The sequence below is a fragment of the Thalassospira sp. A40-3 genome, assembly GCF_015871485.1.
GTDB lineage: Bacteria > Pseudomonadota > Alphaproteobacteria > Rhodospirillales > Thalassospiraceae > Thalassospira > Thalassospira tepidiphila.
This window is the reverse complement of sequence record NZ_CP065428.1, coordinates 2200122-2221494: the sequence shown is the minus strand read 5'-3', so window position 1 is coordinate 2221494 and position 21373 is coordinate 2200122. Positions and strand designations below refer to the sequence as shown.

Sequence of the window (21373 nt, the reverse complement as noted above, 5' to 3'; positions counted from 1 at the left end):
GCATGGAAAACATTATTACACATCAGAACGCCTATTTTACGTCGTGCACATAGCGCGGCGCCTGTTGATGTGTTTGTAAATTAAACCAAGACCGGCTGCCCCAGGGCGGCCTTTGTTTTTTCCATAAACCGGTTTGCCCGAGGTGGCTTCACCAACAAGGAAACCGGAAAATGACCCATATCTCTCTTGCTGATCGCATGCCGACACTTGATTTCACGCCCAATGCCCTGAAAGACGGGATCGGGGTGGTGCCGCTTATTCTGATGGCCGGTTTTGCCGAGACCAGCACGGCGGCAAGTGAACTGGTTGCACGTGGTGCTGTCACCATCGAAGGCAAACAGATCATTGATCCCGACCATCATATCCTGAGCTACGCCTTTGATGATGGCGAAGTGCTGCGCCTTACGGTTGGGGGCAACAGCACGATGCTGATCCGGCGCGCGGACTGAACCGGATGGGGTATCTGTTGCGGGATATGGGCGATGTTGCTGGTGATGTCAGAACAGCGACATTTGCCCGTTCGCGCTGGGACGTTTGAAACCGCCGCAATCAAGGTTGAGAGACCGGTTGGTCAGGCCATGCTTTTTGCGGGCAGCCTCAAAACGTTTGGTGATCAGATCGGCAATCGGGCCGGTGCCGCGCATGCGGGTGCCAAATTCCGACTGATAGGTTTGGCCATCGCGCATCTGACGGATCAGCGACATCACCTTTGCCTTGCGATCAGGGTAATGGGCCTCTAGCCATTCTTCGAACAGATCGGCGATTTCAAGCGGCAGGCGCAAGACGATGTGACCAATCGATTGCGCACCGGCGTCCTTGCAGGCTGCAACGATCTTTTCGATCTCCGTATCATTCAGGCCCGGAATAACCGGCGCACAAAGGACGGTGACGGGAATGCCGGCATCTGACAGTTTTCGGATGGCCTCAAGCCTGCGGTGTGGGGCAGAGGCACGGGGTTCCAGAAGGTTTGACAGCCGGTGATCAAGGCTTGTGACGGATACTGCCACCGATGCCCGGTTTCGGGCGGCCATCGGGGCAATCAGATCAATGTCACGGGTGACCAGTGCGCTTTTGGTGATCAGCGAAAAGGGATGTTGGCAATCGGCCAGAACTTCGATGATCGACCGCGTCAGTCGCTTGTCGCGGTCAACTGGCTGATAGGGATCGGTACTTGTGCCAATCACGATCGGGGCGGGTTGATAGGCTTTTGACGACAGCTGCTTGCGCAAAAGCTCGGCGGCTTCCGGTTTCCAGAAAAGTCTGGTTTCAAAATCAAGACCGGGCGACAGACCCAGATAGGCATGGGTCGGGCGCGCAAAGCAATACACACAGCCATGCTCACAGCCACGATAGGGGTTGATCGAGCGATCAAACGGGACATCCGGGCTTTGATTGCGGGTGATCACAGAACGCGCACCATCTATGCCAAGGGTGGTTTTGGTGCGTGGGGCGTCCTGATCTTCCATCAATGTGCCCAGCCATCCGTCATCAACCGCCTGATGGATATGACGTTCAAATCGCCCGTCAATATTGGACATCGCGCCGCGTCCCTTTTGTCCGCGGGCGGGCAAGATGTTCAGATCACATTTCGCGTTTGACCATCCATCATCAAAAATGACAGCGCCGGTGTGGGCATGGGGTTGGCTGATATTGTTCTTCATATGCTCACAATAAAGAACAAAAAAAGAACATTCAAGCCAAAGCCGATATGTCCAGATTTTGTACAGTATCAAGCTATCGACATTCGAGGTTGTTTACTGCGGTGCTGTCTACCGCGGTGCCGTCTACCGTGACTGAGCCAGTAACGGTGGGAAGGGTTCCGCCGCCGTCACCACATGGGTTGAGGTTATTGGTGGTGTTACCTGTCCCTGACAGGTTGTTTATGGTTGATGAATTGGCGAAGAATACAAATCGCTTGTCGAAGCCTGCTCCGCTCACGGAAAGCTTGTTGTCATCGATGCTGATGTTGGAATTGTTGCCGATAATCGCCAGGAATCGGGCACCATTTCCATCGGAGGTAATGGATAAAACATTATTCTTGATCGTAACATCCTGGCTGTCTCTGATTATGATAGCGCCTGCGGTTGAGGTGCCGTTCTGCGTTGTCAGGTTGTTGTTCCGAATGGTAACATTTTGCTTTCCTTCGATGTGGACGATGTATGCTGACCCGGTCGTGTTAACGTTCGCGGTCACACCAACCAGACTGCTGTTATCGGCCATGTTAAAGAGACGTGCACCACCGCCGGCGCCGCCATTGCTGCCGGTGCCCGAGATCGATGCATCCGGAATGGTGACCGTAACCGACCGTCCTGTCGGGGTTTTGATGTCGAGTGCGCCACCCCCGACAATTGTTTGTCCACTCTGAACCGTTGTGACGGAATTGATTGCGGTGTAATTGCCGCTCAGGATCACGGTTGAATTGGCACCTGCATTGGCAATGTCAGTGGCAAAGTTCGCCGCCGATGTCGAGTTGCTGTTCAGAACTGTGATCGTTTCCCCGTCGGCAGTCTGGGTGATTTCAGTTGCTTCTGAAAACTGTCCGGCCTGACTGACCACATCAATGTCGCGAATGATGGGATCGGTCATGCGCCGTTCCATCGCGCTCAGGCGGGGTTTCGGAGTATCGCCAAAGCCCTGCAACGGGATACGAAGGCGGAAGCTGGCAAAGCCCTGCGTGCCCCGTGGGCTGTCATGCTGAATTTCCGCCCCGAGAGAGAAGCGCGACCCTTCCCACAAAAAGGGAACTTCATCAAAGGTCAGGTCCAGTCGCCCACGCGGACCCTGTACCGTATCAACGCCGTCTTCCTTAAAGCGATAACCACCGGCATAGGCACGGAGTTGCTGTCCTGCATCAGCCGCAAATAACGGAATGCGCCAGCCAATTTCCCCGTCAAAGCCACGTAATGCACGTTCTTCACCCTGATTGTACATCAAGGTTGTGCCACTCACATCAACAGTACTTAGACTGTCCTCGAAGTATTGTGTCGTGCCGATCGGGACATAGGCATTGGCGCGAAAGTCCCAATCAAGTGATAGGGCCTCTGCACCGAAGGTCAATTGGTTGAATTTGTTGCCATAGGGGCTGTGGCGGCGGTCAAAGTAACCATAGCCACCAATGTTCCATCCCGAATCAAGCATCTGCCGGATGCCAAGACCGAAGTTCCCTTCGTGGCTGTTATTGTCATCCATCCGGGCGCGAAGGCTGGTGAAGGTCAGTGTGTCCTCATCCTGCCAAAGCGGAATGAACAGGTCCGTCTCGCCAAGGTTACGATCTGTTCCGCCTTTGCCTTCGAGATCAATATGCGGTCCCCATTTCGGGCCGGGTGGTTCTGCGGCGGCTTGGGCAACTGGTGCAGCTAGCAGGAAGGGGGCGCTAAGAAGGATAGAAAGGATGGATCGTGTAACGTGCATGTTTAACCTAGTCAGCAGGGCTCACATTGCGCCTGCGGGGGCAGGCACATTGCCAAGACATCAGAAGATTTTGCTCGTGGGGAGTTTCGTGCCCCGCCGTTGCATGGCTTTTGCCATATTGATTTTGTTGCACCGACCGTAGTGCCGCCTGATGCTGGCGGCCACTTCTATTCTTTATCATTTTCCCAGAAGTTATCATTTTCCCAGAAGTTATCATTTTCCTGATCCCGGCAGGCTGACCGGACCGGGCAGGGAAAATGTATGGCCACAATGATTTTCTTGTTGGTTGATCAAGGCGGGATATAGTCAAGGCAAGGTGCGAAACGTCATCAGTCAATGCGCACCGTTTGATCATTTGCAAAGGATCGCCCCATGGATTGGTCACAGGTTTTGAGTTTTGCGCTGGTTGCGTCACTGCTTGTCATGTCGCCAGGCCCCAATGGCGTGCTGGTCGCAAAGACTGTGCCGACATCAGGACGTATGGCCGGGATGGCCAATGTGGCCGGATTTGTGACGGCCTTTTACCTGCATGGGACTCTGTCGATCCTTGGTATTTCGGTCATCCTTGTGCAATCGGCACAGGCCTTCATGATCGTCAAATTTTTGGGGGCAGCTTATCTGTGCTGGGTCGGGTTCAAGGCATTGCGTGATGCCTGGCGCGGGGTGAAAACGGTTGCCGAAGTATCACCGGCAAAGCGCAAACGCACCCTGATCAAGGCCTATGGCGAGGGATTTCTGACCAATGCGCTGAACCCGAAAGTCTCGATATTCTATCTGGCAGCGTTTCCGCAATTCATCCCGGTGGGTGAGGGGGCGATGACCTCGGCCTTCATGCTGGTGTGCTTGCATGCGGCGATCAACGCCATCTGGTTTGCAGCCATGATCATGTTGCTGGCACGCCTGACCCGCTTTGCCGGGAGTGGTCGTTTCCAACGTGCGCTCAAGGCAACCACCGGGGCAGTATTCATTGCCTTTGGCGTCAAGCTGGCAGCCCTTCGCCCCTAAGGTTTGGCCAAGATATTCTTGTAAGCCCGTCGGTCAGGTGGATCGGCGGGCTTTTTATTTGCGCACGACAATCAGGGCCATGACAGCACAGAACAGGGCAAACAGAATGTCGCTTGCGGCGACGTTGTCTGTCACCAGGGCCTCAAACGCCGCAATAGGCAGGATGATTGAGGTCAGGACCAGAAAGACCGGGTTAAACAGTTTGTTTTTCATGTTACGCGCCCCCGTTCATCGTCGTGATCAGAAGTATGCCCAGTGCCATTAAGCCGCATAGTGCGGTCAGGATAACACCGGTTTTAAGAACGACCGACAGCACTGGTCCTTCCTTGCCCGACAACCCGACAGTCGAGCAGCCAACCAGAATTTTTGACGGTGCCAGCATGCTGCCAAGTGATGCGCCCGTTGCTTGGGCGGCCAGAACAAGGGCGGTTGAAAGGCCGGAAAGTTCGGCGGTGTGGCGCTGGAACATGCCAAAGACAACGTTGGAATTATTCGTGCTGCCGGTCATGAAGGCACCCAGCGCGCCAATTGCCGGTGCAATCACCGGATAGGCAATGGCAAACGCCCCGGAAAAGACCGCAGCCCCGCCTTCGGCCAGGGCATAGGTCATGCCGGCATGGTCCATGATGATGGCAAGACCGATCACCGGCACCATGCCGATGCTGGTCGGAAGGCCGCTTTTCAGCGTGCGTTGCCAGATACGTTTACCAATGCGGTCATCGTAATGACCGCGCAGCTTAAAGAACGTGAAGCTGATGGCGGCGGTATAAAGCAAAAGCGCGCCCGGATGGCCAAAGATCGCGATGGCCTTGGCACTTTCGGCTTCGATCACCCAACCGGTTGCAGTGGCCGTTTCCGGGAACTCAAGCGTGAAGCGGATCTTGCCAAGCAGCATCTCGACTGCAGGAACAAAGGTCGCCATGGTGACCAGCACGATAAACACCAGATAGGGGGTCAGTGCCTCGATCAAGGGCATGTGCTGATGATCATCGGCAACCTGCTCAGCGACATCATCGGGATGCGGTTTCCAGAACCGGGTCACAATGATGGAGGCGACAAGCCCGGAGATCCCGGCGGTCAAGCCACCCAATGTCCAGACGCCGTAATTGGCCATGAAATACTGCACAACGCCCATGACGCCGGAAATCAGGACCAGCGGCACAATGCGACGGCGAATGGTGCTGAACCCGCCATCAAGCCACAAAACAGCCGCCCCACACATAAAGCCCGACAGGCCAAGAAGGATTGCCGAATAATGGGTTAGTTCGGTACCCGGAATGCCGGTAACACCAATCAGTGCCTCGAACGAAGTCGCCATATTGCCAAACAGCACTGACCAGCTATGACCGATCATCGGGGCAGCAACCGCCAAAACCGGTGAGAAACCCATGCCAAGCAAAAGCGGTGCTACAACGGCAATCGGAACGCCGAAGCCCGCAACGCCCTGAAGGAAGCTTGCGAACACGTAGCCCAAGATCAAAAGCTGTAGTGGCCGATCATCCGTGAGTGATCGAATGGCACGCCCGATGGTTTTGATCGCGCCGGCTTCTTCGGCCGCGAAATACAGGATCAGTGCGGCCCAGACGATATAAAGGATGTAAAGGGCCAGCATCACGCCCTTGGCCTGGGCAATGATCAGCATGTCGGTCGGCGCGCCAAAGAAGAACACTGCTAGGATGACGGTAACAAACCAGGCAGCCGCACCAGCACGCGCAGCGCCCCAGTTGACCTTGATCATCAGAAACAGAATGGTCGCAATTGGCAGGGCTGCCAGCAGGAAGTTGGTCATGAAGGGCGCACCATAACCTTTTGAAACAAGGGGCTATCGTTGAAGTCTTCAACGGGACGCGCATATTGTCCGACCAATGATGCAAGCGCAAGTGGTGTGTTCTGGTATTTCGTATGATGAAAGCAAAATGCCGGATTCACTCGGGAACCCGGCATTTGCAAAAACAAGGTGTCGCTTGGTCTTAGGCGCAGTCTTTGTTCTCGGACTTTGCATTCATTTCGCCAAACAGCTCGGCAGCGATTTCAAAGGATTTCAGGCGTGCCGTCTGATCATAGATGTTGGCGGTGACCATGATTTCGTCTGCCTTGGTTATATAGGCAAATTCGCGCAGTTTCTTGCGCACCGTATCGCGCCCGCCAATCGCGGCATAGCGCATGGCGTGATCAACGCCAGCCTTTTCGACGCGGTTCCAGATTTCGCTCATATCCTTGACAGGTTTTGGCAATTGGCCTGGCGTCCCGCGGCGCAGGTTCAGGAACTGCTGCTGCATCGAGGTGGCCAGATATTCGCCTTCCTCGTCGGTATCGGCGGCAAAGAAGCCCATCGCGGCAACCGCATAGGGCTTATCAAGTGCTTCGCTTGGCTCAAACCGGTTGCGATAAAGGGTCAGCGCATCCATCAGCATGTCGGGCGCAAAGTGCGATGCAAAGGCAAAGGGCAGGCCAAGACGGGCGGCGAGGTCAGCTGAAAACAGGCTGCTGCCCAAAAGCCACATCGGGACCTGCGAGCCATAGCCCGGCACGGCCCGGATTGGTGGATTGCCTTCAAGCGGGGCAAGGAATGCCTGTACCTGCAGGACATCCTGAATGAAGCGTTCCTCGGACCCATGCATGTCACGGCGAAGGGCGGCTGCGGTGCGTTGATCCGTGCCCGGCGCACGGCCAATGCCCAGATCAATACGGCCCGGATGAAGTGCATCAAGGGTGCCGAACTGTTCGGCAATTACCAGCGGCGCATGGTTGGGTAGCATGACGCCACCTGACCCAACGCGGATGGTTTTGGTACCCGCCGCGACATGGGCCATGACAACAGACGTCGCGGCACTGGCGATGCCGGGCATATTGTGATGTTCGGCCAGCCAATAACGATGATAGCCAAGCTTTTCGGCATGTTGGGCGAGTGCCAGCGTATTTCGCAACGCATCGGAGGGATGTTCACCCGCATTTACCGGGCAAAGATCAAGAAGGGAATATCTTAGCATAGCCAGACTTTCGGTTTGGCGCGGGCATCACAGAAATAGACTTCAGCGGCGCGCCTGATTTCACAGTTGGCATTAATCTAGCGTGAATGAACCATCTTGCCAGTCCCTAACTGGAATGTTCATATACAGGCACAATCAAGGGACGTTGAAAATGTTGATTATTCTTGGTGGATTGCCCGGTGTCGGCAAAACGTCAATTGCCAGATTGGTGGCTCAGGAACTTGGCGCGATCCATCTGCGAATTGATACAATCGAGCAGGCAGTTATTGATTGCGGTGTCGTACCATCCGATGAAATGGGCCCGGTTGGGTATGTCGCTGCAAACCGGATCGCGACAGATAATTTGCGCCTTGGCCACCTTGTGATCGGCGATGCGGTAAATCCGATCGAATTATCCCGCGCCGCGTGGCGAGAAGCCGCGATAATCGCAGACAAGCCTTTTGTGCAGATTGAACTGATTTGTTCTGATGTTGATGAGCATCGTTACCGGGTTGAAACCCGAAAGGGTGACATAGAAAACCTGAAACTGCCCGACTGGCAAAAGGTATGTGATCGTGAATATCACCCCTGGCCGGATGTGGATCTGGTGATTGACACCGCGGCCCAATCCCTTTGTGCTTCTTCTGACATACTTGTCAGTTTTGTTCGGAAGAAGATCGCCAGTATCTGAATTAAAACATAGCTATTCGTCTATTCATCAATTCTTGGTTGCCGATGGGCGGCGAGCGCACGGCTGACGAAATTGCGAAGAGCAATCGAGATATCATTGCTGCGATAGGCCAGCGACAACTGCGCAATGGGCACTTCGCCTTCAATTTCGCGATAGGCGACACCCTTTGCCTGAAGCTGCGTCATTGGTTTGGGGACCAGTGAAAAGCCAAGCTCGGCCGCAACGAAATTGATTACGGATCCGAGCTGTGGCGCGATCTGGCCCATTTGCGGCTCAAACCCGGCGTCACGGCAGGCGGTGACAACCTTGTCGTAATGGGTTGGCCCAACCGCACGCGGGGTCAGGATCAGGGCCTCGTCACGGAGTTCTGACAGGGCGACTTTTTCACGTTGGGCGGCCGGGTGGCCGGAGGGTAGGACAAGCACCATCGGTTCGCTTGAAATCACATGCAGGCGAATGCCATCGCCCGCAATCGTATCTTGTCGCAGGAACACCGCATCAAGACGTTCATCGCGCAGGCCGGCGACAAGTTGGGCGGAGTTGGCTTCTTCGAGTGTCATCTCAACGCCGGGGTAACTGCGCCGGAAGTCACGGAAGACGCGTGGGACAGACGGGCTGAATGCGGCGGACGCCGTGAATCCCACCCGGATCGATCCGACTTCGCCGCGTCCGGCGCGTTGGGCAGCACGAATGGCGCGCTCTGCCAGATCGGGAAATTGGGCGACGACCTCAAGAAACGCCGTTCCGGCCTCGGTCAGTTCGGCACCATGCGGAACACGATGAAAAAGGGCGGTGCCGATTTCATTTTCCAGATCGCGGATTTGCTGACTAAGCGGTGGCTGCCCGATGCCGATGCGGGCCGCAGCACGGGTAAAATTCCCCTCGCGGGCGACGGCAAGGAAGTAGCGGATATGGCGCAGTTCCATTGATGATATATCCAAAAGATATCAAAGAAGACAGTTCCATATATTGGACGGATAGACGCGATAGTGCAATCATAAGCGTCACCCCACGAACCATTCCAAAAGAGGTCGCAAATGTCTGTTTCCCGGGACACTGACCCAGAACAACATTCTGATAGTGCTGCTGATACGGCGTCATCTGATGCAACGCCCCCCATACGTTCGCAAAGCCCGCTCGCGTCCACCAACGCAAATGCGTCTGGCGATCCGGTTTGGATAAAGCCGGGATCGGCCGCATTTCGCCGTATCAGCATTGCACTGTTTTTGGCCGGATACGCGACCTTTTCGCTGATTTACTGTGTGCAGCCACTGTTGCCGGAACTTGCAAGCCACTTTGTGGTTGGGCCAGCTGAAAGCTCGCTTGCACTCTCGTTGACCACCGGGTTTCTGGCCTTTGCCATTTTGTTGGCCGGTGCGGTGTCCGAGGCCGTCGGGCGCAAGCAGCTGATGCTGATTTCTATCTGCGTGGCATCTGTTTTGAACCTGATCGCGCCATTTCTGTCCGACTGGCACGCCTTTCTTGTTGTGCGTGCACTGGAAGGCCTGATGCTGGGCGGGGTTCCGGCCGTTGCCATGGCTTATTTGGCCGAGGAAATAGATCCCAAGGGCCTTGGCATGGCGATGGGCATCTATATCAGCGGGACGGCGATCGGCGGCCTGAGCGGCCGTGTCGTGATCGGTTTTCTGACCGATCTGTTCGGCTGGCACATTGCCCTTGGCGCGATGGGGACATTGGGCCTTGTCGCGGCCCTTGGGTTTGCCGTTCTGTTGCCGGCATCGCGCAACTTTGTCCGGCGTCCCGGTTTTCAGGTGGGGTATCACCTGCGGGCCTGGGGCGGGCATCTGAAACATGCGGGCTTGCCGTTCGTGTTTCTGATCGGGGCCTTTGCCATGGGCTGCTTTGTCACCGTGTTTAACTATGTTGGTTTCCGTCTTTTGGATGCGCCCTATGGCCTGTCGCAAAGTCAGATCGGGTTGATCTTTGTGGTCTATCTGTGCGGGTCGGTGACCTCATCGATTGCCGGTGCGCTATCTGACAAGATCGGGCGTGGCTCGGTGCTGGTGGTGGGGCTGTTGTTGGCGGCCCTTGGTGTCGGACTGACCGTATCTGACAGCCTGTCGGTGATCATTGGCGGGATTATCATCCTGACCAGTGGTTTTTTCGTTGCCCATTCGATTGCCAGTGGCTGGGTCGGGCGACTTGCCGAAACGGCCAAGGGACATGCATCATCGCTGTATCTTCTGGCCTATTATTTGGGCTCCAGCATCATGGGATCGGTTGGTGGCTGGTTCTGGGATCAGGGCGGATGGAACGCGGTGGCGGGCTTTGCTGGATCGTTGTTGCTCTGCGCGCTGCTCTGCGGGCTTTATCTTTGGGTGCGTGCGGCGCAGGATCTCCGCCAATCCCGAAACGAGGTTGCCCGCGCGACCTGACCAAAATAAAACCCCCGCCGGAAACCGGACGGGGGTTTTATCTTTCAGGGTGGATTCTGCCTAGAGCCAATCAGGGCTCGGCAGGCCTTTTTCCTTAAGGAACGCCGGGTTCCAAAGCTTGCTCTGATAGCGTGTACCAAGGTCACACAGGATGGTGACGATGGTTTTGCCCGGGCCTAGTTCACGCGCAAGACGGACAGCACCGGCAATGTTGATCCCCGTAGAGCCCCCCATGCACAGACCTTCTTCCTTGAGCAGGTCAAACACGATCGGCAACATTTCCTCGTCCGAGATCTGGAACGGGTGATCGATCTCAACGCCTTCAAGGTTGGCGGTGATACGACCCTGACCGATACCCTCTGAGATCGAGCTGCCTTCGGATTTCAGTTCACCGAACTTGTAGTGGCTGTAAAGGGCGGCACCCATCGGATCGGCGAGGCCAATCTGGATGTTTTTGTTACGATCCTTAAGCGCCATCGAAACACCGGCAAGTGTCCCGCCGGTACCAACCGCACAGATAAAGCCATCCACCTTGCCATCGGTCTGTTCCCAAATTTCGGGTGCGGTGGTGTCGATGTGACCCCGACGGTTGGCAACGTTGTCAAACTGGTTGGCCCAGATGGCGCCATTCGGTTCGGACTTTGCAAGCTCCTCGGCCAGACGGCGCGACACATGCACATAGTTGTTCTGATCGCGATAGGGGACAGCCGGAACTTCGCGCAGATCCGCACCGAGAAGCCGCAGCAGGTCTTTCTTTTCCTGGCTTTGGGTTTCCGGGATAACGATCACGGTGCGATAGCCCAGCGCATTGCCGACAACAGCAAGACCGATGCCGGTGTTGCCAGCCGTACCTTCGACGATGACGCCGCCCGGTTTCAGAAGACCGCGCGCCTCAGCGTCGCGAATAATGGCAAGGGCTGCGCGGTCCTTGACCGACCCGCCCGGGTTTGCGTATTCCGCCTTGCCAAGAATGGTGCAGCCCGTCAGCTCGGAAACCTTTTTAAGCTTCACAAGCGGGGTGCGGCCAATGGCTTCGATGGTGCCATTGCGAATGTCCATGACAGACTCCAAACATGGTGATTTCAAATGTGTTTGATAGTTGATTGGTCTTTTTGCACACAAAAGTCAAGGCAGATTAAAAAATATAACGTAAAGTTTGTGTGATTACTGTTTTTCTGATTAATCACTTCGGCATCCTCAAGCCTCTGAATTCTGCCGAAGTCGGTCGCGGTTTAGCATCAGCCACTGAACGGCGATGGTCGTCATTGCATTGCAGAGTTGTCCATTCTGCAACATGGCAAAGCATTCTTCGGCCGATACTGTGAAGACCCGGATATCTTCACCTTCCTCGGCGACACCATGCAGCCCGCCAACATTGGTGGTATCGACCTGACCGTAAAACAGGTGGACCGTTTCAGTCGAACAGCCCGGTGTGACGTAATAATGCGAAATCAGTTCGGGCGATCCGATAAGTTCGCATCCAGCTTCTTCGAACGTTTCACGGCGTGCAACATCTTCGGCCGTTTCGCCGTCTTCTATGATGCCTGCAACGATTTCGGTCAGCCAGACCGGCATTGTTGGGTCGCTGTCGTTGACAGAAATCGCGCCGGGGCGGAATTGTTCAATCAGCACAACTTCATCGCGGACCGGATCATAGGGCAGGACGGCAACAGCGTGGCCACGTTCCAGGACTTCGCGTTGCAGGACGGGGCTTTGACAACCATCAAATCGGTCATGTTGCAGCTGATAGACATCAATCTTGCAGTAACCGTCCCAGCTTCGATTTTTGGCAATTATTTTAAATTTCATTTCTGTCACGGCGTTTCTCCCGGAAAATGTGACATTGTCGATCTATTCAGTTGATTTATCGTTGCTCTTAATATTTTGTAGTTCTTATATATTCGGGCTGATCTACTGTTATTTGATACCATGATGTTTCTCATCGTGACCATATTTGCTGGTGCGAGGGTGGCATCCGTCGGTTTCAATTGCATCAAAACTGATGTAATCTTTTGAATATGGTGCGCAGAGAAACAAGTCTTAGATAACTGTGCTTTCATTCAGGGGTTAGATGTGTCGGGGGATACAGGACGTTGATGCGGTTCGAACCAACAGAAATCGCACGTCTGTATGGGCGGTCACGCGTAGGCGTTGTTGTACACAAGGATCTCGAAGCTGTGTATGTCAACGATGCCTATGCGAAAATGCTGGGCCGTCGCGATGTCTCGGACTTTATGAGCGACCCGGACATGCGCCAGTATATTCCGCCAAGTTTCCATCACGAGGCGGACAAGCTTTCCAACAGTTTCCAGAAAAGCAGCGGTTTCCACGGCTGGAAGAAAGTCTACAACATCCGGACGGATGGAACGCCGGTCTGGATGGAAATCAGTGACGAGACCGTCGAATGGGAAGGCGGTAATGCGGTCCTGACCACGGCACAGATGATTGATAATGGTACGACTGCGATGCAGGTCGACCATATGCTGGGTCGGTCTTTTATTGGTGTCATGGTCCATCGCAACATGACTGCATTGTACGTTAATGAAAGCTTTGCCCGCCTGATGGGGGCAAAGGACGTCAGCGCCTTTATGGAAAACCCGAATATCCTCCGCTTTATCCCCGACGAAAATCGTCCGCGCGCAATTCGCCATGTCGCGGCAATTCTGAGCGGCGAAAGACGCGGCGACCGGCACCGTGTGCGCGATATTCTCGATGATGGCAGCTCGGTCTGGCGTGACCTGACCGATGAACGCATTCTTTGGTATGACGGCAAGCCGGCGATCCTGACGACTGCCCATGATGTTCGCGACGAAGTCGAAATGCATCAGCAACTTGTCCGGGCCAAAGCAAGCCTTGAACAGGCGGTAACCGAAGTCATCCGGATGGTGCCGTCGGCTGTTGCGATGCTTGATGACAAGCTTGAGGTTATTCATTTCAATCACGAGTTTTCCCGTCTTTTCGGCGGAGAAACAACGGATGGCTCCGAACCGGTATTTGATATTTCGGCACTGCATGAATGTTGTGCCGAGATGATGCGAAACGGGCATGGCCATGCCAATATCGACGAAATGCAAACACCATCGGGCCGTCTGGCCGACATCCGCATGAACATGATGGATGATGGCGGCGTCATGGTGTCGGCGACTGACATTACCGATCACAAACGCAAGGAGCAGATGCTAGACACCTTGGCGTCAACCGATGCGTTGACCCGTGCGCTCAACCGTCGCGGTTTTGAAAGCGCGGTCAGCAGATTGCGCGAAATTCGCCATCTCAAGGATAAAAGCTGGCTGTTCGGGTTGATCGTTCTTGATCTTGATTACTTCAAGGATGTGAATGACACCCACGGGCATGCGGTGGGCGACCGGGTTCTTGAAAGGGTTGCTGATACCTTGCGTCAGGCGTTGCGTGACGACGACCTTGTCGTTCGTCTGGGGGGCGAGGAATTTGCGGTATTGCTGCCATCTGCGACTGCAGCGGTCACCAAACGCATTGGCGAGCGTTTGTCGAACATGATCCGCGAAATCAGGGTGCCAATCGACAAGTCCGGCACGGAGTATGTCAATGTCACGGCCAGCTTTGGCGCGACGGTTGGCGGCGAGGGCCGGCAAAAATTCATCGAACTATCAGAAGCGATGAAGGTCGCAGACGAAGCAATGTACGCAGCAAAGGATGCCGGACGTGATCAACTTGTCTTTCGCTTCGCCGGGCAAGAACAAGATAGCTGATCACCGGATCATCGATTATCATCGCTTTCCATAATGTTTTCCTGACATTCGATGCCGCACCTGTTTGGTAATTGCGTGGCAGTTTCTGTGCGAGGCCGTAATGCGTGTTCGTTCCATGACCGTTTCTGATGCTGATCGTGTTGTTGAAATTTATGGGCAGGCCATCAAATCGGGCCATGCCACGTTTCAGGAAAATCCAGGAACCTGGGAAGACTGGGATCAGGGGCATTTGCCGGAATGCCGACTGGTTGCCTGCGACGACAAAGACATCGTCATTGGCTGGGCCGGGTTATCTGGCGTTTCAAATCGCTGTGTCTATCGCGGGATTGCCGAGATATCGGTCTATGTTGACCCCCGTCACCACGGGAAGGGTATTGGCAAAGCGCTGCTTTCAGCCTTGATTGCTGCCAGCGAGGAAAATGGTATCTGGTCGCTTGAAGCCGGTATTTTCCCGGAAAATGAAGCAAGCCTCGTCCTGCATAAGGCATTGGGTTTCGAGATCGTCGGCCGTAAGCGCGGGCTGGGGCGCATGGGCTATGGGCCGTTGGCCGGACAATGGCGTGATGTCATGCTGTTGCAGCGCCGCAGTCAGGTCGTTGGTGTCGACTAACTTAAAATCATATTGCGCATTTTTCCGCTTTGCGCGCGTAAATTGCGCGTGAAATGCGGTTTTTTCGAATTTGTATGTGGCGTGGTCGAAAACGTCCTTGGCACGCTTTAAATTCGCGCGGCAATAAGGTAATCAACAGGTCTGGGTAAGTGAGAACCCGTAGACGAAAATTTGCCAGGAGCGCCACCGTGAACGAGATCCGTAAAATTGCGCCTGTCGCAATCTGGGACAATTTCCAGAAACTTTGCGATACACCGCGTCCGTCCAATAAAGAAGAAGCTGTTTTAAAGCTTCTGGAAAAGATGGCCGATGACAAGGGGCTTGCGCATTTCCGCGACAGCGGTGGCAACCTTGTTGTGTCCGTTCCGGCAACAGCCGGCTTTGAAGACCGCAAAATGGTGATCTTGCAGTCCCATGTCGACATGGTGACCCAGGCCAATTCCGGATCGACCCACAATTTCGACACCGACCCGATCCGGATGGTGATGAATGGGGAATGGATTACTGCCGATAATACCACCCTTGGTGCCGATAACGGTATCGGTGCGGCGGCAATGATGGGCTTCATGACCGAAGACGGTCTTGAACACGGTCCGCTTGAACTTCTGTTCACAGTTGACGAAGAACGCGGCCTGACCGGTGCGATGAACCTGGAACCGGGCCGCCTTAAGGGGGAAATCCTTCTCAACCTCGATACCGAAGACGAGTACGAGCTTTGTGTTGGCTGTGCTGGCGGCGGTGATCTGGTCGCAAGCTATGACTACACCGAAGAAGCGGTTGGCGCAGGGCAGGTGGCCCGCGATATCGCGCTGACCGGTTTGAAAGGTGGCCATTCTGGCATCGACATCATCCTTGGTCTTGGCAATGCCAACAAACTGATGGCGCGTTTTCTGCGCTCCGCGATCCGTGATTTTGATGCGCGTATTGTAAAAATCAATGCCGGGACCGCCCGCAACGCCATTCCGCGTGAGTCGTTTGCGACCATCGTTCTGCCGGAAGGCAAGGTTTCTGATTTTGACGCGGCATTGAATGCTTTCGCCAGCGACATCAAAGATGAAATCGGCGCGATTGAGCCGAAATTTGCGATTACCGCAACCAACGCAGATGTCCCTGCAAAGGCAATGAGCGCAAAAGACTCCAAGGCGTTTAACAATGCCTGTGTAGGTGCGCCGAACGGTGTTCAGGCCATGAGCACCTCGGTCGAAGGTGTTGTCGAAACCTCGATCAATCTTGCCATCGTCAAGCTTGGCGAAGGTAAAGCCAAGGTGACGTTGTCAGCACGTAGCTCGATCAATTCTGCGCGCGATGCCATGCGCGAGGTCGCAACAGCGGTATTTGAGAATATCGGCGCATCTGTTGCCTGGGGCGATGCCTATCCGGGCTGGAAGCCCGATGCCAACAGCGAAGTGGTCAGCCTGATGAAGGCGGTTCACAAGGACATGTTTGGCAAGGAACCGGAAATTCGCGTTATCCACGCGGGTCTTGAATGCGGCGTGCTGGGATCGAAATACCCGCACTGGGACATGATATCGTTTGGTCCGACCATCAAACGCGCGCACAGCCCGGATGAATGTGTTCATGTGCCAAGCGTTGCGCGCTTCTGGGATTATCTTCTGGCTGCACTAAAGGCGATCCCGGCCAAGGGATAAGGTCTTAATCGAATTTGATGAAGTTGATGCGACTGATCGGGAAGCCGGTCAGTCGCATTTGTTTTCAGCACACCAAGCATCGCGGGCATCAGAACCATTTCCCGGAACCAGTGCGTCAAGGTTCACAAAGCCGTTTTCACCGATGCTGGTTTCGATTTCGATCCAGAATCCCTGACTGTCGCCTGCGACATAGACAGTTTCAAAGCGCGTCAGGCGGCGAATGATGGCGTCATTGACACTTGGACCATCGCGCAGGTTCAGAAGTTCACGATCGACATAATAGGGTTCGCGTTCTTCGCCAATCAGGTCCTTGACCTGACGGGTGATTTCCGTGCCTTGGCGGGCAACCAGTTCAGGGATATCACGGGTAACAAATCCCTGGCCGGGGCCAAAGGCAATCAGGGCAGCAAAGATTAGCAAAAATAGCGGACTAAGATGGAGCAGGGCATCGAACATGCCAGCACGCTTCCACTCGTCGCGAACACGCCGTGCGGGTTGTCCATCATCCAGACGGCGCTGGGTTGCGCGCACCTGTTCTGCAAGGGCAGAGCGGTTCGAGCCTATAAAATCAAGCGCCTGCATCAGAACAGCGCGCGCAAGCGGCTTGTTGCCAGACCGTTCAAAGGCATTGGCCTGGGTAAACAGCATTTTGGCGTTGCCCTCCGGCGGGAAAGTGCCGCCGCGCATGTTGCCAACAATCGCCTTCCAGGCCGGCAAAAAACTTTTCCATCCCCAAAACCCGCGCAGCCAGGTCTTGAAACTTGCCTTAAGCGCCATGCGCTTTGCGCCCTTTGGGGCGAGGTTGGCGGTGATGGTTTCGATATTGCAGGAATTCAAAAACCCACGCACGACCTTGAATTCGACCTGACGCGGTTGGGCCGATACCACGCCGGTGACCGCGCACTGAATGAAGCCTTGTGCGTTGGGTTCGGTCTTTTTGCCTTTGTGGCGACGCGCACCGGGATGAATGTTGCTTTTGCGCGCATTTGCCTTGGCCTGCTGTTCGCGGTAGGCCTGATTGGCGCGGGCAAACTTTTCCTCGGCAGTTTCCTTGGCTTTTTCCTGTTTGCGCCCTGCGCCGGCAAAGCCCTGTTTCTGGCGGTTCGCGTTTTGCGGACCCGCTGCATTCGGGCCATAAGCGGTCGATGTCCCGTTGCTGCCGGTACTGGACTTTTGGCCTCCCGATGGCGCATTGCCAGATTGCTTGGGCGGTTTACGCTCGCCAATCAGGATTTCATAGGCTTCGGTAATGTCCTTGAACCTGTCCTCGGAGTCCGGGTCCGTGTTGCGGTCCGGATGAAATTCAAAGGCCAGCTTACGATAGGCCAGTTTGATTTCCTTTGCGCTCGCCCCCGGCGCAATGTTCAGCATGCGATAATAAATGCCGAGGTTATCGGTGTTCATGATGAATGAAAATTCCTGTCAGGCATGCTTGTCAGCGCAGTAATCCAGCAAACGACAATTTTATCGATTGTATTTCGCGGTGCAATCATATGCTGGAAATCTTAACACGTTGTCACTTTTGGCTAATTGCCATATTTTCAGGAATCGCAAGTGCACGCGATGCGAACAAACAGGTAAACGCCTTGAAACTGAAATTTTGGCAACGCAAGTCTGATGCGGATGGTGATGCGCCCAAAAAGGGCGGAGGTTCCGTTGGCGTCGCCCAAGGCGAGGCACCCGAATTCGAAATGCCGCCGGGACATCACCTTGATTTCGGCACGCGTTTGCGCGCGAAATGGGAAGGGTACGACGATCCTGTTGAATACTACCTTCTGCAGCTTGAAATCGATGCCTATACCGACTGGTTGCGCAAGATGCGTGTCTGGCTTGCCCGTCCGGTCGAGCCTGAGCTGAGTGAGCTTGCGCTTGATGATGAAATCGGTCGCTGGCCGCCGGATCGTATCCGGCTCTATGACAAACTGTTTGATCACGGGATCATGATGCCGGGCGGTCATGAATACGCCCTTGAGCTTGCCAAGCCGCTGGCACTTGATGAAACACTCAGTTGTCTTGAAATTGGTGCAAAGCTTGGCGGTGTGGCCCGCTTGCTGGCAGATCGTCTTGGCGTTTGGGTTACGGCACTTGAGCCGGACGGCGAGCTTGCGCTTCTGGGCATGGAGCGATCTGTTCAGGCCGGTGTTCAAAAGAGAGTCCCGGTTCAAACGCTTGACCCGCTTCAGCCAGAGCTTCGCAAAGGCTATTTCAACGTCGTTTATTCCTATGGCGAGCTTTATAAGATCCCGGAAAAGGAAACCTTTCTAAAAGCTTTGGCCGAAACGCTGCGCGATCATGGGCAGCTTTTGGTTACGGATTATGTTTTGACGCGTGATCTTGATGAAAATGAGTTGGCGAACTGGGCCAGGCTTGAAGGCGAAGAGCTGTTTCCGTGGACAGCGCAGGAGTACAAATCCCGTCTTGGTCAGCTGAAATTCGATATCCGTATTGCCAAGGATGAGTCGGAAACGCATCTGAAGCATATCAAACTGGCCTGGATGACGATGCTTTCAGACATCCAGAAAGCCGGTCTGGACCCCGATATCATGGATTATCTGGAGCCAGAGATGGAAATGTGGATGAATCGCGTAAAAATGCTTGAAAATGGCAGCCTGGCCTTTTATCGGTTCTACGCAACGATCAACTGAGTGCTCAGGTTTAAGATCCTGAGCCGAGACTGCTGCTGGCGACGCAGAGGGGATTCGTTCCACTTTCTGTCGCCGCAACCTGTTTTAGGTGTTGACAGGGGCATGTCGTACTTCTATTTTCCGGCTTCCTCGAAGGGGCCAAGTTTCTAAGGTTTAAGATTATGAAGATCCGGAACTCATTGAAATCCGCGAAGCTGCGGGAAAAAGGCTGCCGTATCGTGCGCCGCCGTGGCCGCGTATACGTGATCAATAAAAAGAACCCGCGTTTCAAGGCGCGCCAGGGTTAATTCCCGGTACCTTGTTCTAAGGTTTTACAAAACGCCGCATCGGTTTATCCAATGCGGCGTTTTGTTATTTGTATTCCTTGAATGATGAAGGGGGCAGCAAATGCCCCCTTTCTTTATTTGTCGGGCCGGGTTGTAAACAGCTCTGTCTTGGTATGACGTCCGCGCAAAAGCACGTCACCTGCCTTGGCAACACGATCAGGATCGGCCAGCAAGTTGCGGGTTGTCTCCGAGATCAGGATTTGTGTACCCAGAACCTTGTTTTCCTGTTCAAGGCGTGACGCCGTATTGACGGCATCCCCGTGTACAGTGAATGACAGACGGGCTTTTGCGCCGACATTCCCGGCAACCATCGGTCCGGTATTCACACCACAGCGAACCTTTAACTCAAGACCTTCGAACTTGCGCTTTTCAACTTCGCTTTGCAGGGCAATGGCGCTATCGACAGCGGCATCTGCATGGTTCTTTAGGTCATCAAATACGTTATAGACCGCAAGGATCGCATCGCCCTGGAACTGGGTGATGATGCCGCCATGGCGTTCGATGATCTGCGTCGCACAGTCGAAATAGTCATTAAGCATCGCAATGATCTGTTTCGGATCAAGACTTTCGCACATCGATGTAAAGCCGACGATATCGACAAAAAGGACGGTGGCTTCGGAGGTTTGCGGCGGCAGGACACCGGAATCATTGCCCGATGCCAGAAGCTTTTTGGCAATGGATTGCGGTACGAACTTACCAAACAGGCTGGTGATGCGTTCACGATCATGTACGGCCATCATCATGTGATTGAATGATCGCGCGGCATCGTCATATTCGCGAATGCGGCTGCCCTTGAGTTGCGGCACATCGATGGATGCGATGTCTTCGTCTTCAAAGGCGCGCGCAGCACTGGCAAACCGGCGGATCGGCTTGGTGAAGTGTCGCGACAGGACAATGGCAACGATCACAGATAGGATAAAGACAGCACCGCCAAGAACAGAGGCCAGAACCAGTCTGTCCCATTCATCGTCAAACAATTCCTGATCAAAATACATGCCAATCACGACCGGTGAAATTGGCGCGGTTTGAACCTGGCGCGTGACGATCAGGTGATAGCGATCATTGTACTCAAGCCCTGAAAGGCGAATGCCACTGTTGTGGCGTTCGTCATCGGGATCAAGCCGGATGCTTTCGGATTTTCCGATGTTGGCAAGAACAGGGTCGCCAATGTCATGAATGGTGGGCAGGGGAATCGGGCTGCGTGCGATGTTGTCGCCATTAACCAGCTCGGTTGACGTTTTTTCCCCCCAGTTGCGCAATCCCGGATGGGCCATAACCCGATTGCCACCAATCAGGACAAAGGGCGTACCTGGCAAATCTTCGCGCCCGCGGATCAGGCTTTCTGACAGATTGGACAGCGACAGATACTGAATGAACGTTCCAAGATACTGCCCGTCATAAAACAGCGGTACCCAGCTTGTCAGAACAGTGCGGTCAAAATAGGGGTCCCAACGGGGATAGCCCGTGCGGTTGCTGATAGGTCCGCGGATGTGCGCAAGCTCGGAAAACAGCATGTCGTCTTCGGGCAGGGTTCTTCGGATGTCGCTCATGTCTTCGGGATTAAAGCCGATGAATTCGCGTTCCCCGGTCACAAGCCCATAGGCCATGACGCCCATGTCTGCCGCTGCAAGGGCGCGCATCGTGCTGGTCCAGCCATACTGAAAACTTGGATCAAGCGCGCCACTGGCGACCTGTTCTGCGACCCAGTCAGAACGTTGTTCGACCTCGTCCATGCGTTCATGCATGGTGCGCTGCACCGATGTCAGGTCAATATCAGCCAGCATCACCCACAGATTGCGGGTGTTTTCATAGGCCGTTCCAAGACCGACATAAAGGGATAGTCCGACGCCAAAGACACTGGTGGCGATAAAACCGGCAAGCAGTACAGAAAGGACTGAATATCTGCGTTTTGATTTCAATCGGTTTTCTTCCAGAAAAGAGGT

At 54.5% G+C, this 21373-nt stretch carries 19 protein-coding genes; 9 read left to right on the top strand and 10 right to left on the bottom strand.

Annotation, left to right across the window (positions count from 1 at the left end):
• The first annotated feature begins 170 nt into the window (after positions 1–170).
• Entirely contained in the window at positions 171–449 is a 279-nt protein-coding gene (locus IT893_RS10065) for a tyrosyl-tRNA synthetase (RefSeq protein ID WP_197145078.1), read from the top strand.
• Positions 450–497: 48 nt separating this feature from the next.
• Here IT893_RS10065 and IT893_RS10060 read toward each other — a convergent pair whose 3' ends face one another.
• Complete coding sequence (locus IT893_RS10060) at positions 498–1661, bottom strand: PA0069 family radical SAM protein (RefSeq protein ID WP_197145077.1); 1164 nt, start codon at positions 1659–1661, stop codon at positions 498–500.
• 73 nt (positions 1662–1734) lie between these two features.
• A complete protein-coding gene (locus IT893_RS10055; RefSeq protein ID WP_197145076.1) occupies positions 1735–3411 on the bottom strand; it encodes an inverse autotransporter beta domain-containing protein in 1677 nt (558 codons plus the stop codon).
• A 372-nt stretch (positions 3412–3783) separates the two neighbouring features.
• On the opposite strand from IT893_RS10055, the gene IT893_RS10050 reads away from it, so the two are divergent.
• A complete protein-coding gene (locus tag IT893_RS10050) occupies positions 3784–4416 on the top strand; it encodes a LysE family translocator (protein WP_197145075.1) in 633 nt (210 codons plus the stop codon).
• A 54-nt stretch (positions 4417–4470) separates the two neighbouring features.
• On the opposite strand, the gene IT893_RS10045 is transcribed toward IT893_RS10050, so the two are convergent.
• From IT893_RS10045 to IT893_RS10035, 3 genes are all read right to left on the bottom strand, one after another.
• Entirely contained in the window at positions 4471–4629 is a 159-nt protein-coding gene (locus tag IT893_RS10045; protein ID WP_156518947.1) for a hypothetical protein, read from the bottom strand.
• Between the two features lies 1 nt (position 4630).
• A complete protein-coding gene (locus tag IT893_RS10040) occupies positions 4631–6205 on the bottom strand; it encodes an L-lactate permease (RefSeq protein ID WP_197145074.1) in 1575 nt (524 codons plus the stop codon).
• 181 nt (positions 6206–6386) lie between these two features.
• Entirely contained in the window at positions 6387–7406 is a 1020-nt protein-coding gene (locus IT893_RS10035) for an LLM class flavin-dependent oxidoreductase (protein ID WP_197145073.1), read from the bottom strand.
• Between the two features lie 82 nt (positions 7407–7488).
• On the opposite strand from IT893_RS10035, the gene IT893_RS10030 reads away from it, so the two are divergent.
• Positions 7489–8076, top strand: coding sequence for an AAA family ATPase (locus tag IT893_RS10030; RefSeq protein WP_252723917.1), 588 nt, complete (start codon positions 7489–7491; stop codon positions 8074–8076).
• A 20-nt stretch (positions 8077–8096) separates the two neighbouring features.
• Here IT893_RS10030 and IT893_RS10025 read toward each other — a convergent pair whose 3' ends face one another.
• Positions 8097–9002 (bottom strand): LysR family transcriptional regulator, encoded by a 906-nt coding sequence (locus tag IT893_RS10025; RefSeq protein WP_197145072.1) that lies wholly within the window; start codon positions 9000–9002, stop codon positions 8097–8099.
• A gap of 111 nt (positions 9003–9113) precedes the next feature.
• Here IT893_RS10025 and IT893_RS10020 point away from each other — a divergent pair, with 111 nt between their 5' ends.
• Positions 9114–10472 carry an MFS transporter gene (locus IT893_RS10020; RefSeq protein ID WP_197145071.1) on the top strand — a complete coding sequence of 453 codons (1359 nt, stop codon included), beginning with the start codon at positions 9114–9116 and terminating at the stop codon, positions 10470–10472.
• 60 nt (positions 10473–10532) lie between these two features.
• Here IT893_RS10020 and IT893_RS10015 read toward each other — a convergent pair whose 3' ends face one another.
• Together IT893_RS10015 and IT893_RS10010 are read right to left on the bottom strand one after the other, a co-directional pair.
• Positions 10533–11531, bottom strand: a complete 999-nt coding sequence (locus tag IT893_RS10015; protein WP_197145070.1) for a cysteine synthase A — start codon at positions 11529–11531, stop codon at positions 10533–10535.
• A gap of 138 nt (positions 11532–11669) precedes the next feature.
• A complete protein-coding gene (locus IT893_RS10010) occupies positions 11670–12281 on the bottom strand; it encodes an NUDIX domain-containing protein (RefSeq protein ID WP_197147686.1) in 612 nt (203 codons plus the stop codon).
• A 287-nt stretch (positions 12282–12568) separates the two neighbouring features.
• On the opposite strand from IT893_RS10010, the gene IT893_RS10005 reads away from it, so the two are divergent.
• The 3 genes from IT893_RS10005 to IT893_RS09995 all read left to right on the top strand — a co-directional run bounded on the left by IT893_RS10005 (position 12569) and on the right by IT893_RS09995 (position 16459).
• Positions 12569–14200 carry a diguanylate cyclase gene (locus tag IT893_RS10005; RefSeq protein ID WP_064780825.1) on the top strand — a complete coding sequence of 544 codons (1632 nt, stop codon included), beginning with the start codon at positions 12569–12571 and terminating at the stop codon, positions 14198–14200.
• A 100-nt stretch (positions 14201–14300) separates the two neighbouring features.
• Positions 14301–14810, top strand: coding sequence for a GNAT family N-acetyltransferase (locus IT893_RS10000; RefSeq protein WP_197145069.1), 510 nt, complete (start codon positions 14301–14303; stop codon positions 14808–14810).
• A 188-nt stretch (positions 14811–14998) separates the two neighbouring features.
• Complete coding sequence (locus tag IT893_RS09995) at positions 14999–16459, top strand: aminoacyl-histidine dipeptidase (RefSeq protein WP_197145068.1); 1461 nt, start codon at positions 14999–15001, stop codon at positions 16457–16459.
• Between the two features lie 48 nt (positions 16460–16507).
• Here IT893_RS09995 and IT893_RS09990 read toward each other — a convergent pair whose 3' ends face one another.
• Positions 16508–17863: a DnaJ domain-containing protein gene (locus tag IT893_RS09990; RefSeq protein ID WP_197145067.1), complete on the bottom strand. Its 1356-nt coding sequence runs from the start codon at positions 17861–17863 to the stop codon at positions 16508–16510.
• 182 nt (positions 17864–18045) lie between these two features.
• On the opposite strand from IT893_RS09990, the gene IT893_RS09985 reads away from it, so the two are divergent.
• A complete protein-coding gene (locus tag IT893_RS09985; protein ID WP_252723916.1) occupies positions 18046–19104 on the top strand; it encodes a methyltransferase domain-containing protein in 1059 nt (352 codons plus the stop codon).
• Between the two features lie 161 nt (positions 19105–19265).
• Complete coding sequence (gene ykgO / locus IT893_RS09980; RefSeq protein ID WP_007090004.1) at positions 19266–19391, top strand: type B 50S ribosomal protein L36; 126 nt, start codon at positions 19266–19268, stop codon at positions 19389–19391.
• A 113-nt stretch (positions 19392–19504) separates the two neighbouring features.
• On the opposite strand, the gene IT893_RS09975 is transcribed toward ykgO, so the two are convergent.
• Positions 19505–21349 carry an adenylate/guanylate cyclase domain-containing protein gene (locus IT893_RS09975; RefSeq protein WP_252723915.1) on the bottom strand — a complete coding sequence of 615 codons (1845 nt, stop codon included), beginning with the start codon at positions 21347–21349 and terminating at the stop codon, positions 19505–19507.
• Between the last annotated feature and the right edge of the window lie 24 nt (positions 21350–21373).